Source organism: Tateyamaria rhodophyticola (genome assembly GCF_047777875.1).
GTDB lineage: Bacteria > Pseudomonadota > Alphaproteobacteria > Rhodobacterales > Rhodobacteraceae > Tateyamaria.
Map to the genome: position 1 here is coordinate 1,649,539 of NZ_CP180519.1, position 14,306 is coordinate 1,663,844.

Consider the following 14,306-nt stretch of genomic DNA (forward strand, 5'->3'; position numbering starts at 1 on the left):
GTCACTAGCGTCGCCGCTGGGGCTGGCCCGTCACTTCGATTTCAGTTGCGCGGCTCAGGATGCGACGTTGGCCCGGAATGACCAGAGTTGCTCCGGTTCGCCCGCTTACAAATTCCCGGTCGATTTCCGCGCTGCGCTTCAGGATCTGGATCAATGCCGGCGAACCTGCCGCGATAAAGTGGTTGCCGGATTGCCGGTCGGTAAAGGCAGACACGTCAAGCACGGTAATCGGCAGATCGCCAATATCATCCACATCGTTGATATTGCCCAATTGCGATGGCTGTCCGCGCAGCCGCGCCGACGCACGCAGGATGATATCCCGGCGCGAGACAATGACGACAAACGGATCGGGCACGGTCTGGAATTTGGAAATCTGGCTCCGGAACAGGTCGACGTTCAGATCTGGTGACATCAGGATCACACCGCGCAAAGACCGACCCGCCCAACCCGGCTCCCGAATTTCAAGCTGCCGCAGCGTTTCCATCACCAGATAGCTGCCCATGGAATGCGCCACGAGGATGATGTCCGGATTGCCCGCCGCCCGGATCGACCGCAGCAATTCAGCGAGCCCGTCACGCGCGAACAGGGCGCTGTCCTGATCGTATTCATATCCCAGAGGGTTCGCCCGACTGGGCCAGGAATAGCTGACCATTGCGCCCGGCAATTCCAGGTCATGCCCCAGTTGCGCCATGCGAAACGCGGAATCAGTAAAGCTGTTGTTGAAGCCGTGCACGAAAACGGTGACTTCGCGCCGCCCGTCTTCGGCGCTCTGGTTTATCTCGCGCCGCAAGGCTGTCGCAAAGGTCTGGCGGTCCGGATACTGGTCCAGGGATGCGAGGACAAAGTCGCGTTCCGGTTTGGGCTTGTCGAAGCCGTCCGAAACGGTGCCGATTGCACGTCCGGGCGGGATCGACACCTGGCTTTGCAGCAGGGACAGGGTCGTGCTGCGTCCGATGCCAAACTCACCGGCGTCGTTTACGGCACGGGTGGTGCCGATGAACACGGTGCGATTGATACCGATGTTCAACGCTTCGGGCACAACGGGTGCAGCAGTCCGGTCGCTGCAAGCCACAAGCACAGCCATCGAAATCAGCAATAGCCAGCGCATGTCTTCCGTCCTGTTTACGACTTCTTGGCAAGACGCCTAAGCCAATTGCCGCGGTGACGCTAGAGGACGTATCGGCTCACATCTGCCGACTGTGCCAGCGCCCCAAGGTGTTCATCGACAAATGCAGCGTTCACCGTGATCTCTTCACCGCCACGATCCGGCGCGCTGAAAGACAGATCCTCGAAAACGCGTTCCAGAACTGTATAAAGCCGCCGCGCGCCGATGTTCTCGACACTCTGGTTCACCTCGGCCGCGATTCGAGCCAGCGCTTTGATCCCCTCGGGTTCAAATGTCACCGTCACCTCTTCGGTTGCCATCAGCGCGGTGTATTGGCGGGTCAGTGCATTGTCGGTTTCGGTCAGAATCCGCACAAAATCCTCTTCGGTCAATGCGCGCAGCTCGACCCGGATAGGCAGACGCCCCTGCAACTCCGGCAAAAGATCCGACGGCTTGGCAATGTGAAACGCACCTGACGCGATGAACAGGATGTGGTCCGTTTTCACCGGCCCATGTTTGGTGCTGACGGTCGTGCCTTCGATCAGCGGCAGCAGGTCGCGCTGCACCCCTTCGCGGCTGACGTCACCGCCGCGCGCGTCTGTCCGTGCACAGACCTTGTCGATCTCATCCAGAAACACGATCCCGTTTTCCTGAACGGCTTCGAGCGCGGCCTTGGTCACCGTTTCATCGTCCAGCAGTTTGTCCGCCTCTTCCCCGATCAGCACGTCATAGCTTTGGGCGACAGTGAGTTTCTTGCGCGTCGTACGCCCGCCCATCGCTTTGCCGAGCAAGTCGCCGATATTCATCATGCCCATATTGCCGCCCGGTTGGCCGGGGATATCCATCATGGGAAACGGGCTGGATGTGTCCGCAACATCCAGTTCGATGATCGTATCATCAAGCTCGCCGCTCTTGAGTTTCTTGCGGAACATCTCTCGGGTGGCGTCGCGCGCATCGGTGCCTGCAATGGCCTCGATCACCCGATTTTCCGCCGCAGCATGTGCGTTGGCCTTCACATCTTCGCGCATCCGTTCGCGTGTGTCGATGATCGCGGCGTCCACAAGATCGCGGATGATCTGTTCCACATCACGCCCGACATAGCCGACTTCGGTAAACTTCGTCGCCTCAACCTTGAGGAACGGCGCACGCGCCAATTTGGCGAGGCGGCGGCTGATCTCGGTCTTGCCGACGCCGGTGGGTCCGATCATCAGAATATTCTTTGGGTACACCTCATCCCGCAGATCATCGCCCAGCTGCTTGCGCCGCCACCGATTGCGCAGCGCAACAGCAACGGCGCGCTTGGCGTCCTTTTGACCGATGATAAAGCGATCAAGCTCGGAAACGATTTCGCGGGGGGTCAGATCAGTCACAGCGCGGTCCGGTTTTGTTACAATGCGTGGCTGATACCTATGCAAATTCGTAGCAAACGCAACCTGAGCCAACGAAACCGCTCCGGTTCCGTCACGGTTGCGCGAGGTGGGGTATACTTTTGGACTGACCGGTTCCTATTCTTAACCCGTCACACAAACCGGGAGAAGACCCATGACCAACCGCCGCAACTTTCTGATCACCTCGTCCGCCTTGCTGGCGACCACTGCTCTGCCCTCGTTCGCCGGCGGTCATGGTCGGGTCGGCACATTCACCGGCGCCAGCAATCACGTCACCAAAGGCCGCGCCGAAGTCGTGACCAAAAACGGCAAGAGCGAAGTAATCCTGCTTGATGATTTCTGGTTTGACGGCGCGCCCGATCCCAAGGTCGCGCTGGGCCGTGACGGGTATGATCCGGCAACGTTGATGGGCAAGCTGTCGAAAAACGCTGGCAAGCAAAGCTATGCCGTGCCTGCAGGCATTGATGCCGCCCAGTATAACGAAGTCTGGATCTGGTGCGAAAAGTTCAACGTGCCGCTCGGCGTCGCCAAGCTGAACTGAGCCCGGTCCAGGCCCTGATCTCCGGGTCGTCCCCTTGGTCGGGGCGCCCCGAATTTATTCTGCGCCGATCTTTTCCACGGTGAGATTGCCGTTGGTGTAAACACAAATATCTGCCGCAATCGCCATGGCATCCCGCGCCACCGTTTCTGCGGTCTTGTCCCCGTCCATCATGCCCCGCGCCGCTGCCAGCGCGAAATTGCCGCCTGACCCGATGGCTGCAACATTGTGTTCCGGTTCCAACACGTCACCCGCGCCAGTGATGACAAACATGTCCGACCCATCGGTGACGATCAGCATCGCCTCCAGCTTTTGCAGGTACTTGTCGGTGCGCCAGTCTTTTGCCAGTTCGACGGACGCGCGGGCAAGTTGACCGGGTGTGGCCTCCAACTTGGCTTCCAGTCGTTCCAGTAGGGTAAAGGCATCCGCGGTGGATCCCGCAAAACCGGCAACCACATCATGTCCGCCGGGGCTGAGCCTGCGCACCTTGCGCGCAGTTCCCTTGATCACTGTCTGGCCCAGTGACACTTGACCATCCCCGGCAATCACAACCTCGCCGCTCTTTTTGACGCCGATGATCGTGGTGCCGTGCCATCCGGGAAACTCTGTCTTTGCCATATGCGCCTCGTGTCTGACCTTTTGCCTATATGCGCCTTTGCGCCGACGGCTTCAATCCGAGCGGCGGATGTGATCAGGCACGGCCATGGGCATCCGACGGGATCCATGTATGAAACAGCCGCTGGGGGTTTGGGTAGATGACGTGCGGGCGGCGCGATTGCAGGTAGCATCGCCAGAATTATTTCTGGCCTTTCATGACGCCCGTCCTCTGCCCAAGACGTAAAAAAGGGGCCACGCGGGCCCCTTTCAAATACAAACCTTCTTGCGCGATCAGATCGCGCCTTCGATCCACTTTTGCAGGTCCGAAGCACTCGCTGCGCCCACGTGGTTTGCAACCACTTCGCCGTCCTTGAACACGAACAGCGACGGGATGCTGCGCACGCTCATGCGTGCCGCGGAGTTGGCGTTGTTGTCCACGTCCACTTTGACGATCTTGACTTTGCCAGCCATCTCGTCCGACAGGCTTTCCAGCGCTGGACCGATTGCCTTGCAGGGCCCGCACCATTCCGCCCAGAAGTCGACGACAACGGGAATGTCGGACTCGACCACTTCGGTATCAAACGTCTCGTCTGTTACTGCCATCGTTGCCATATCATCTCTCCTGGAGGGGCATAAAATCGTTGGAACCCGAACCTAAGAACCTGTCTCCGGATCGTCAAGATATGGCGTGTCAGCCAGAGCAGCGGTCACGATATCGTGCGGCAGGTGCATCACCGTCGCAGTCCGGGTCCACAGAATGGCCAATTCGATCTGATGATGCGGGTAAATCCGAGCGATTGCATGGGCATAGGCCGCCATCTGTCTCAGTAATCCGTCCGGCACGTTGGCGGGTGTGTCCGGCACGACAACATTGGATTTGAAATCCACAATCGTCACCACCTCTGGCGTGATCAAAAGCCTGTCGATCGTGCCGCGCAGCACCTTGCCATGCAGGTGCGCCACAAATGGGACTTCGGCCAAGGTGCCATCAGCGAACAGATGAAAAAGGTCGGGATTGGCGAGTATGGCCTCGGCTTCGGCCATTGCATTGTCGATGTCGACCGGTTGCAATGCCGTTTCCGAAGACAGCGCCGTGGCACGCGCCGTGCGTGCCGCACCCTCGAGATATGGCAAATGTTCGAGCAAGGCATGGACAAGTGACCCATAGGCCGTTGCGGTTTCGGCGTCCCGCCCGTCACCCGGCAACGCCTTGGCGCCACCCAGATCGGACGGCGTCAACGCTGGGGTTGGCCTGTCTATTGCCGGAGGCGGACGGGAGAAAATGTCCGGCAAGGCCCCCGCGCCCGGATCGGTTTCCGTGTCAGTGAGACCCGCAGTTGTCGGCCATACCCCGTGAGAAAGCCGCAATCCTTCGCCCGTGGGCGTGATCAAGGTTTCTGCATTGCCCGCTTCCATGCCGCTCGCGACACGTTGCCACCAATCGTCGCCGGACTTGCTTGGTTCGCCCGTTCCGGTGACGATCAACCACTTTTCCGCCCGTGTCAGAGCCACATACAGCAACCGAAGCGATTCCTGCATCTGCGCGTCGCGCATCTCCTGCAGCCGGTCGCGCATGCATTCCGGCAGCAGGTCTTTGGACGTACGCCACACCGGAACACCGTCGACCTCGATGATCTGATCCTTGATCTGCAAGGTCCGGGGACCACATTCCGGCAGAATGACAATCGGTGCCTCAAGACCCTTGGCGCCGTGCACCGTCATCACACGGATCTGGTTCGAGGCGCTGTCTATTTGTCGTTTGATTTCGAGATCATCGGTCTGCATCCAGGTCAGAAACCCGGTCAGGCTCGGAATGGCGGATCGTTCATATGCGAGCGCCTGCGACAGCAAGGCGTCAATGCCATCCTCCGCCTCAGCACCCAGACGGGCCAGAAGGTTCTGCCGCCCGCGATGCCGCGTCAGCATCCGTTCAATCAGGTCATACGGTCTCAAATAATCGATATTGGCGCGCAAATCCCGCAGAACAGAGACTGTTTCCGCGTGCGCCTCGTTCAAGCGCAACGCTTGCCACAGGTGATCATCCGCGCGGTGATGGGCCAGTGTGAAGAGGTCCTGTTCGGACCAGCCGAACAGTGGTGATCGCAAGGCCGTCGCAAGCGAAAGACTGTCTTCGGGCGTGGCGAGAAAAGATAGCAACGCGCCAAGGTCTCGCACGGCCAGCTCTGCCCCCACCTTCAACCGGTCCGCGCCTGCAATAGGCAGGTCCAGTTCTTTGCAGGCCCGGATCAGATCGCCGAAAATACCTGACCGGCGCTGAACGAGGATCAGGAAATCCCGCGGCTCCACCGGTCGGACGGTATCGCCCTCGGGCATTGCCGTCCCGGCGTCGATCAGCTGTTTGATCTGTTGCGCGATCTTTTGCGCCAGAACACGGTGTTCGTGCGCGGGGCTGCGCCTGTCCACGGGATCATACCATTCCCGTTCGGCTTCCTGTTCCGGTTTCGGCTGCAAGGGCCACAGGTCGACGCGGCCCGGCATGTCACGGTGAAACGCGACATGATGCCCGCCCCCGGTAAAGCCTGCGGCATCCTCCTGCGCAAACACATGATCCACGAGATTGAGGATCGCGGGCGACGAGCGGAACGAATGATCCAGTGTGAGCGTGTTCAAAGACTGGCCCGAATTCTTCAGTTTAGTGCCGAATTCAGCCTGCATTTGGTCAAACGCATTGGGGTCCGCGCCCTGAAACGAATAGATTGACTGCTTCTTGTCCCCGACCACAAAGATCGTGCGTTCTACATCCGGCCGGGCGCCTGCACCGCTTGAAAATTCTTCGGCCAGTTTGCGGATGACATCCCACTGGGTCGGGCTCGTATCCTGCGCCTCATCCACAAGGATGTGATCAATGCCACCATCAAGGCGGTACAACACCCACGCCGCAACATTGGCATCTGACAAAAGATGGCGGGCCTTTTGGATCAGGTCGTCAAAATCCAACCACGCGCGTGCCTGTTTGGCTCTGGCGTAAAGCTGCGAAAACCGTCTTGCGAATTGATGAAGTGCAAGTGTTTGCTGCGCGGCGGCCAAGGCCAAATGCGCCTCACGCGCGTCGGCAATGCGGATCATCAAGGCCTCAAGCGCTGGCATCAGGTGCGCAGCCGCCTCCTTCGTGGGTTTTGTCGGAAATCGAGTGAGGTTCGGTTGGCCCGCGTTTGGCCCGGATTTCGTGACAAACACATCCGCGAGCGCCGGGATGGCGTCGAAATCCAAACTGTTGATCTCGGCCAGTTTGGCCGCGTTTTTCTGATCCGTTGAAGCACCAGCATTCAGATGTGGGACGAGGTCTGCGATCACCTCTGCGTCGCCGGGGGCAAACGTGTCACGCACGAGGCCAGCGGCAGTCAAATCCGCAGGATGGCCCATGATCAGGACCGCCTCATCAACGCTCAAAAGCTGGAAATCTGTGTGGTTAGAGACGATCTGACGCGTGATCTTGGAGATTTCATCGCCACTGTAGACGGAGGCGAACGCAGCAAGCAGTGGCGCGTCCGGTCCGTCCGCCATTTGGTCCAGCAATTCCTCCCGCAACAGCTCGGCCGCACGCTCCTCAATCTCGGTGAACTGCGGGCTCACGCCAGCTTCGAGCGGGAAACGCCGCAGAAGGGAGGCACAGAAGGAGTGGATGGTTTGGATCTTGAGACCGCCGGGCGTCTCAATGGCGCGGGCGAACAACGTGCGCGCCCGGCGCAAATCTTCGTCCTTTGTCGCACCCTCATAACCGAGCTTTGCCAGCTCATCGCGCAGCGCCTCGTCGTCCAGCATGGCCCACGATCCAAGGCGCTGGAACAACCGGTTTTGCATCTCTGATGCGGCGGCTTTGGTATATGTCAGGCACAAAATATGCTGCGGCTGCACTTCATTCAGAAGCAGGCGGGCCACCCTGTCCGTCAGCACACGCGTTTTGCCAGAGCCTGCATTGGCAGACAGCCATGTCGAATGCTGGGGCTGTGCGGCGTTGTGCTGCCGCCGGGTGGCGTCATCGAATTGCATCACAACAGATCCTCTGGCACTGGATCCGCCGTCACGTCCCATTCGCCGAAACGCGCCAACTGGTCATAATCCCGCGCTTCGCGATCTTCATAAAGTGCGCGGCGGGACGTATAGCCCTTTTCCGGCTCTAAATAGGCAGAAAGCAGCCCCACAAGATCCGCCAACACCTTTGCGGGTGGTTCTTCATCGATGGGAACATCTGCTGTGCGCTGTCCGGTGAGACCAATGAATTGTGCCGCAGCAACGGGGCAGGGTCCGAGTGCTTCGAACGCCCCAGCCTCCACCATCGCCGCTTCGATCAACAGCTGTTTGTCGAAGTACTTTTGCTGTTTCGGCGATGGCGGCAGACTGCTTTTGTAGTCATAGAGGATTGCCGCACCGGTCGGGTTCAGGTCGATGCGGTCTGCGCGACCCTCCAGTGTGGTTGCGATGGCAGGCAAGGTGAGACGGCCAATCGCTTCCTTTTCCATGGCGACGGGTGTGCCACGCGCACGGCGCAGAACCTCTGTTTCAACGATCCAGTGCGCCGCACGTGCCATGCGCGCCTGCCACAACATGCGCGCTGCGGGCCAGGGCACATCACGGGCCAACGTTTCTGCCGTCTGCCGCAGCAAGAGCGCTGTGTCAGGTGTCTGCGCATCATCCAGCGTCGCGCGCACGAATTGCTCCATCACGTCGTGGAGCAGATTGCCCCGCAGCAACGCATCCGGCGATGACACCAACGGGCGCAGTGGACGTAGACGCAATGTGTGTTTGGCGTAGATCGCATAGGGATCACGGATCAGCGTTTTGATCTCTGTGATGGTCATGCGCCGTGGGCGCGCGGCAACGGGTGGGCGGGGCGACGGGCGCGGACTTTTGTCCAGCGGCGCCGTTTGGTCGAGGACGCGCGCGTGCCGCAGCCAGACATTGCCGCGCGCCCTCATCTGATCCCAGCACGCCCGTCCCGTGCCCGCAGGTAATCCGGTCATGAGATTGCGCAGGCGGTTCACCCACCGCGATGGCACCGTTTCCGCATCATCCGAACGGATGGACCGGGTCAGCCAGACTTCGGGGGCTGCAATCGCCTGTTGGAAATCATGTGCAGACAGGCCAATCCGGCGTTCTGGCAACAACAACCCCGCATCCGCACGCATCTTGCGGTTCAGCCAGGGATCGGGGGGCGGCGCCTCGGGCCACGTGCCGTCGTTCAGCCCCGCGAGTATGACAAGCTGCGCCCCTTGCACCCGTGCCTCGAGCGTGCCCCAGATCATGATCGTGGGGTGCGACGTATCCGCATTCCGGACCTCGCCAGCCGACAGCAACCCCGAGATGAGCGCGGCATAGTCGCGGCCAGACAACACACCGCCATGTGTCGCTTCGTTTTCCAGCGTTTGCATCAGCGTCAGCGCTTCCTGACCCGAATCATCGCTCCACAACAGCGACGCGCCTGTTGCCGCGCTGCCATCGGCAAACGCTTCTGCGATGCGGCGGTGCCGCGCGACCCAATCAGCCAACGGGCGTGTCAGGTCATCATGCACGCCGGTCAGTGTTGAAGCCAGCCACCGGGCCCACGCGATCATGGGCTCTGCCTCGCGCGGGGCGGCCCGTGTGGCGCAAGCGATCAGCGTTTCGGGCGTGGGGTAGGGCATCCCATCCTTGCGCATTTGCAATTCAAGCCGCTGCGTGTGGAATTGGTGTGTGTTCCGGTCTCCTGCAGAATGCGTCAGCGGATGCTTGAGCAGCGAGATCAACGCTTCTGCATCCAGAGGGCGCAGCATCAGATCCGTGATCTGCCGCAGGAACCTGCCGGGTGGTGACAGGTGCAGGGGCATCCCGGCACTGTCATCCGGGCGAATTCCCCACCGGTCCAGCGCGGCCGTCACCTGCCGGGTCAACATGCGATCCGGCGTGACCAACGCCGCGCGTTGCCCGTCTTCGGCTGCGGTGCGCAGGCGCAAGGCAATGGCCACTGCCTCTGCCCGTGTGGTTTCTGCCTCGACCAGCGTGACGGCTTTGGTTGCTTCGGGCAGAGCGGGTTCAAGATCGGGCCCCTCGGCGCGCCAGGCATCGGTGATGGGGGCGGGTCGCAGGGCAAGTGATACCAGACGATTGCGCGCAGGCGCGGGTGCGCTTTGATCGAACCACGGGGTGATGTCAGCGTGATCCAACCCCAGCTGGTGCATCAACTGCGCAAAGCGGAACTGGGGGTGATCCTCTTCGGGCGCCTGGTTCGGGGTGTCGATGGTGCCGCGCAACCGGCTCCAGACGGCCGACGTGTTGTCGAAATCGAAACCCGGCAGGATCAGGGCCCCTTGCGGCAGCCGCGCGACGGCTTGCATCAGGATCTGCGTTGTCCCGCGCGATCCCGTCGATCCGGCGACGATGATGGGATCTTTGGGCGGTGTGTTTTGCCAATGCGCCGCCAGCCGCAACACGGTGGCGCGTTGCCGGGCCTCGGGATCGGGCGCGTCGCGCGTGGCATCGATATAGGCTTGCGCGATACTGAAAAATGTCTGCGCCCGCGCCCAGTGGCCGGATTGGTCCGACACGTCCAGCGTTCGGATCGTATCCGCCTCGACCCCCTCGCCCTGCATCTCATCCATCAGCTGCGCAAGGCTGCGGGCGAGATCAAAGCTGGCGCTGCTGGTGTTCAGATCTTGTTCTTCTTCGATCAACTTGGCGACAAGTGGTTCCAGTTCCAGAAGGCGGCGCAGGCTGGTTGTCGCCGGGGGCAGGGGCGCGTCCGGCAGCAAGCCGTCAAGCCGTGTCAAAAGGCCAATCCGGGGCAGCAACCGCGGCGGTCCGGCCTCGAACAGCTCTTGCAGGCGGCGCGCCATCCGTTGCGTGTTGACCAGAACAGTGACCCGCGACCACGCCTCGGGCGGGTGATCATCGAGCCGCTGCACCAACCCGTGAAGCAGATTTGCGGGAAAATCGACGCCCATGGCGCAGCCAAAGAGGCGGGGTTTGTCCGTTGGGTCAAACATCCTGCTGCGCCAGCATCTGTTCCGCGGCGGCAATCCCTGCGGGGTGACCGACGTCGCACCACTGTCCCGCGTATTCCACCCCGAACAGGCGGCCCCGTTCGGCCATGCGGTTCCACACGACATTCAGCGAAAACGCCGCCTCATCCACCTCATGCAGCATGTCGGTCTTCAGGATGTGCGCCCCGGCATAGACAAGGCCGGACCCCCGCGTGATTTGTCCATCGGGCTGGAGTTGGAAGTCGCCGGTCCCGGAATATCCGTGGGTGTTTGCCACCGGAACACAGACCAAAAGCGCATCCATCCGCGCCGGTTCCCACGTCTTCTTGGCCAGCATCAGCGGGTTTGGTCCGGCCCACACGGCGTCGCTGTTCAGGGTCATGACAGTATCACTGTCCAAAAGAGGCAGCGCCGCGCGCAGTCCGCCACCGGTTTCAAGGATATCTGGCGTTTCGCGTATGGTCAGGACGTTTCGTTCGGCAACATGCGCTTCGATCATCTCCGCGCGGTAGTGCAGGTTGGCCACGATGCGATCGACCCCGGCACCCTGCGCGATTTCCAGCGCGTGATCTATCAAAGGACGCCCGGCAACGTGGATCAGCGGCTTGGGCCGGTCCTTTGTCAACGCACCCATCCGTGTACCAAATCCGGCGGCAAAGAGCATAAGGGGCATGGTCATGCGTGTGGCACACTTCCACATTTGTCCCGCAGCCGTTGAAGCACGGCGCCGTCGGGTGCGGGCAGGGTGTCGATGACATGCGGCGCAACATGGGCCAGTGCGGGATGGGCAAGGTTTGACATCAGATGTGCCCAAACCCGGGGGATCAAATCCACATAATGCGGTTTGCCATACGCCATCGAGAGCCGGGCAAAGACGCCGAGAATACGCATGTTCCGCTGCATACCGCAAAGCGCATAGGCGCTGTTGAAGGTGTCCGCGTCCAATCCGGTTGCGTCCAGATACCGGGTCACCATCTGAGCGGCGAGGGCAGGGGGCACATCCCGGCGTGCATCTTGCAAGATGGATACGAGATCATATGCGGCGTGCCCGCGCATCGCATCTTGATAATCCAGCAAACCGACCCGCGCGACCCCACTCCGTTCCGGCAACCACAGCAGGTTTTCGGCGTGGTAATCCCGTTGGATCAACACAGTCAAAGATGTATCGAGCGGTTCCAGCGCTTCTATGCAGGCCGCCTCGAACGCGGCTTTGGCCTGCGCGTTCTCCGTGTCTGTCGCCCCGGCGAGGTACCAGTCAAACGCCAGTGCCGCGAGCGGTGTGGTGGTCGCGGCGTCATAGGCAGGCAGGTCAGGTTTTGGTGCCCGGTGCAAGTGGACGAGCACATCAACGGCGGCTTCGTACAATGGACCTTCGGCTGACGGATCCACCGCAACCACCTTGGCAAAAAGGTCGTCGCCCAGATCTTCGATCACCAGAAATCCGTCTGCCGTGTCCGCAGCCAGAACTTCGGGCGCAGAAAGCCCCTGATCACGCAGCATTTCTGTAATAGCGACAAAGGGCCGGACATCTTCGCCCTTGGCCGGGGGGGCATCCATCAGAACCGCAGTCCGACCATCCGGCTGTGTCAGCCGGTCATAGCGCCGGTTTGACGCGTCTCCCGCAATGGTGATCCGCGCCGCCGCGCCCCAGCCTGCTGTTTCGAGAAATGCGGTCGCGTCTCGCGCCTCAGTCATGGGCGATCCCCTGTTTCATGCGCGTGGCCCACCGTTCACTTTGCCATGACAACTCGACACTCCGGCCCGCACCGGATGGGTGGATACACAGGCGCAGCGCACCCGCGGGTGTATCTGCCAATCGGTCGGGCCATTCAACCAGGCAAATCGCGGTTGCAAACGCCTCAGTCAGGCCAAGCTCCTCAACTTCGCTGCTGTCGCTCAACCGATAGAGATCGGCGTGCCACAGCGGACCGCGCGTCGTGTCATAGACCTGGACAAGGGTGAACGTGGGTGAGGGGACGTCTTCGGCTTCGATCAGGATCGACTGGATCAACGCACGCGCCAGATGTGTCTTGCCCGCGCCCACGTCGCCTTCCAGCAAGAGTATATCGCCGGGCACGAGGTGCGCAGCCAGCGACCGGCCAAGAGCGGCGGTCGCATCGGCATCGGGCAGATTGAGCGTGATCGGTGAGGTGGACATGGTGCCAACCTACCGGGACGGACGCGCACCGCAAGGGCGATGGTCAGGCGGTGGCTGCCATCTCATGCGTGACGGCAAACCGGACCAGCGTCGATCCGGCAACGATGGGCGTGATCTGCACATTCATCGCTGGTCCATCTTTGCGCCGCACGGCTGTATCCCACGGCGCGCGCTCTCCAATCTTCATCACGAAATCCCGAATATCGCCCCAAGCGGGGTCCGGCGAACAGCGTTCCAGCCACACCTTTTGGCAATCCGCAATCGTGACGTCGGCAAAGCTGTTGTCAGGGTCCAGTTTCCACATGTCGCGATAGGCGGCGTTGCAGAACGTCACCACACCTGTGGACGAAAACACCACCAATGCATCATCAAAGGAATCCAGAACGGACTGTCCCAGTTCCAGTTCGGCCCGGAAATTCCGCGTCAGCGAGATTTCCGCGGTGATATCCTCGATCAGAAACGCGACAGCCCCATCAGGATGGGGCCGACCGCTGATCCGATAGGTGTGCCCCGTATCAAGGCTCCACGTCTCCTGATAACTGCTGTGGGATGCGGCGGCGATGACGTCCGCGATCTCATGCCGCCAGGAGCCATAGTTCTTGGGTTCCGGCATGACGCGATTGTCCCGCAATCGATCAAAGAACGACAAAAGGTCGGGCCGACCGCTGAGGAATTCCACAGGAAGCGACGTCAGATCGACCAGTGCCGGGTTGAACAGTGCGAGCTGCCCGTTCCGGTCAAAAATCGCCAGTCCAATCGACAGCTGCGCAAAGGTCTTGGCCAGGGTCTGGACAAAATTGCGCTGGGCGATTTCCGCCTGAATGACGGCGTTGATGTTGACGGCGTGGCAAATGCTGCGCTGTTGGCGTTTGGTGATCGTGACATCGTACCAGATTTCATCCGATCCCTTGGCTGATGCAATGGATGACCGTGCCGATCCGGACCCCGTGTGATCGAGCGACGGAATATCGAAAAGCGGGCGCTCCGGCGTATCGCACCCGTGGGTATCAAGCAGTTTGGCATAGCTGGGGTTGAACCAGGTCACGTCACCCTCGGCATCCAGCATCCAGATCGGGTAAGGGGCCGCTTCGGCCGCCAGCTCAAGCACTTCGGTCCGGGCGTTCAATGTACGGATTGTCTGTACCGTGTGTGCGTCACCCGGGTCACTGTCGGCAATCTCCACATGCATCAACTCGTGGTCTCGGGTCATGCGCACCAGGCCGCTGTCCTTCGGGGATTTCGCCGGGATCACAGCGGTCCCTGTCTGGCGCAGGCCGTCGTCATCCGGCAAATCCGGAAAGCGCTGGGCGAGTGTCGCCCGCAAGGCGTGCCAATCCGTTTCAGCAGACGCAGTGGACAAAAGCGCCGCACCCGCAGGTGAGGCATGTTCCAGATCGCAATCACGAAACAGGAACGAAATGTCCTGTTCCGGCATGGGCTGCGCGGTTGCGGGACCGCGCCGACCAAAGGTCACAAAGGCCACACCGCCCCATGCCGCAAGCGCGGCACATGTAACGACGAAAACCATTTCCCAAAGTACCAC

Annotated in this window: 11 protein-coding genes; 1 reads left to right on the plus strand and 10 read right to left on the minus strand. The window is 60.9% G+C overall.

The features are described from left to right. Positions 1 to 4 precede the first annotated feature (4 nt). Both ACERHN_RS09775 and hslU read right to left on the minus strand, forming a co-directional pair. Positions 5 to 1,108: an alpha/beta hydrolase gene (locus ACERHN_RS09775; protein WP_415922444.1), complete on the minus strand. Its 1,104-nt coding sequence runs from the start codon at positions 1,106 to 1,108 to the stop codon at positions 5 to 7. Between the two features lie 59 nt (positions 1,109 to 1,167). Further along, on the minus strand, positions 1,168 to 2,475 hold the full coding sequence (gene hslU / locus ACERHN_RS09780) for an ATP-dependent protease ATPase subunit HslU (RefSeq protein WP_415922445.1): 1,308 nt from the start codon (positions 2,473 to 2,475) through the stop codon (positions 1,168 to 1,170). Between the two features lie 172 nt (positions 2,476 to 2,647). On the opposite strand from hslU, the gene ACERHN_RS09785 reads away from it, so the two are divergent. After that, positions 2,648 to 3,034: a DM13 domain-containing protein gene (locus ACERHN_RS09785; RefSeq protein ID WP_415922446.1), complete on the plus strand. Its 387-nt coding sequence runs from the start codon at positions 2,648 to 2,650 to the stop codon at positions 3,032 to 3,034. Positions 3,035 to 3,088: 54 nt separating this feature from the next. Here the strand turns inward: ACERHN_RS09785 and hslV are convergent, their stop codons facing one another. The 8 genes from hslV to ACERHN_RS09825 form a co-directional block, all read right to left on the minus strand. Next, a complete protein-coding gene (gene hslV, locus ACERHN_RS09790) occupies positions 3,089 to 3,649 on the minus strand; it encodes an ATP-dependent protease subunit HslV (protein ID WP_415922447.1) in 561 nt (186 codons plus the stop codon). Between the two features lie 270 nt (positions 3,650 to 3,919). Continuing rightward, the gene (gene trxA, locus ACERHN_RS09795) at positions 3,920 to 4,240 is read right to left on the minus strand and encodes a thioredoxin (RefSeq protein WP_415922448.1); all 321 of its coding nucleotides are present in this window, start codon (positions 4,238 to 4,240) and stop codon (positions 3,920 to 3,922) included. Between the two features lie 42 nt (positions 4,241 to 4,282). Beyond that, positions 4,283 to 7,639, minus strand: coding sequence for a double-strand break repair helicase AddA (gene addA / locus ACERHN_RS09800; protein WP_415922449.1), 3,357 nt, complete (start codon positions 7,637 to 7,639; stop codon positions 4,283 to 4,285). After that, positions 7,639 to 10,608 (minus strand): double-strand break repair protein AddB, encoded by a 2,970-nt coding sequence (addB, locus tag ACERHN_RS09805; protein ID WP_415922450.1) that lies wholly within the window; start codon positions 10,606 to 10,608, stop codon positions 7,639 to 7,641. The genes addA and addB overlap by 1 nt, the downstream gene beginning before the upstream one ends. Continuing rightward, positions 10,601 to 11,284: a nucleotidyltransferase family protein gene (locus tag ACERHN_RS09810; protein WP_415922451.1), complete on the minus strand. Its 684-nt coding sequence runs from the start codon at positions 11,282 to 11,284 to the stop codon at positions 10,601 to 10,603. Before ACERHN_RS09810 ends, addB begins: the two co-directional genes overlap by 8 nt. Further along, positions 11,281 to 12,300 (minus strand): aminoglycoside phosphotransferase family protein, encoded by a 1,020-nt coding sequence (locus ACERHN_RS09815; protein WP_415922452.1) that lies wholly within the window; start codon positions 12,298 to 12,300, stop codon positions 11,281 to 11,283. Before ACERHN_RS09815 ends, ACERHN_RS09810 begins: the two co-directional genes overlap by 4 nt. Next, the gene (gene tsaE, locus ACERHN_RS09820) at positions 12,293 to 12,763 is read right to left on the minus strand and encodes a tRNA (adenosine(37)-N6)-threonylcarbamoyltransferase complex ATPase subunit type 1 TsaE (RefSeq protein ID WP_415922453.1); all 471 of its coding nucleotides are present in this window, start codon (positions 12,761 to 12,763) and stop codon (positions 12,293 to 12,295) included. Before tsaE ends, ACERHN_RS09815 begins: the two co-directional genes overlap by 8 nt. 43 nt (positions 12,764 to 12,806) lie before the next feature. Continuing rightward, a complete protein-coding gene (locus ACERHN_RS09825; protein ID WP_415922454.1) occupies positions 12,807 to 14,306 on the minus strand; it encodes a PAS-domain containing protein in 1,500 nt (499 codons plus the stop codon).

Excerpts from the sequence above, each read along its gene's own strand:
- ACERHN_RS09775 (WP_415922444.1), bottom strand. The coding sequence starts at position 1,108 with ATGCGCTGGCTATTGCTGATTTCGATGGCTGTGCTTGTGGCTTGCAGC.
- ACERHN_RS09785 (WP_415922446.1), top strand. The coding sequence starts at position 2,648 with ATGACCAACCGCCGCAACTTTCTGATCACCTCGTCCGCCTTGCTGGCG.
- hslV (WP_415922447.1), bottom strand. The coding sequence starts at position 3,649 with ATGGCAAAGACAGAGTTTCCCGGATGGCACGGCACCACGATCATCGGC.
- trxA (WP_415922448.1), bottom strand. The coding sequence starts at position 4,240 with ATGGCAACGATGGCAGTAACAGACGAGACGTTTGATACCGAAGTGGTC.
- addA (WP_415922449.1), bottom strand. The coding sequence starts at position 7,639 with ATGCAATTCGATGACGCCACCCGGCGGCAGCACAACGCCGCACAGCCC.
- addB (WP_415922450.1), bottom strand. The coding sequence starts at position 10,608 with ATGTTTGACCCAACGGACAAACCCCGCCTCTTTGGCTGCGCCATGGGC.
- ACERHN_RS09810 (WP_415922451.1), bottom strand. The coding sequence starts at position 11,284 with ATGACCATGCCCCTTATGCTCTTTGCCGCCGGATTTGGTACACGGATG.
- ACERHN_RS09815 (WP_415922452.1), bottom strand. The coding sequence starts at position 12,300 with ATGACTGAGGCGCGAGACGCGACCGCATTTCTCGAAACAGCAGGCTGG.
- tsaE (WP_415922453.1), bottom strand. The coding sequence starts at position 12,763 with ATGTCCACCTCACCGATCACGCTCAATCTGCCCGATGCCGATGCGACC.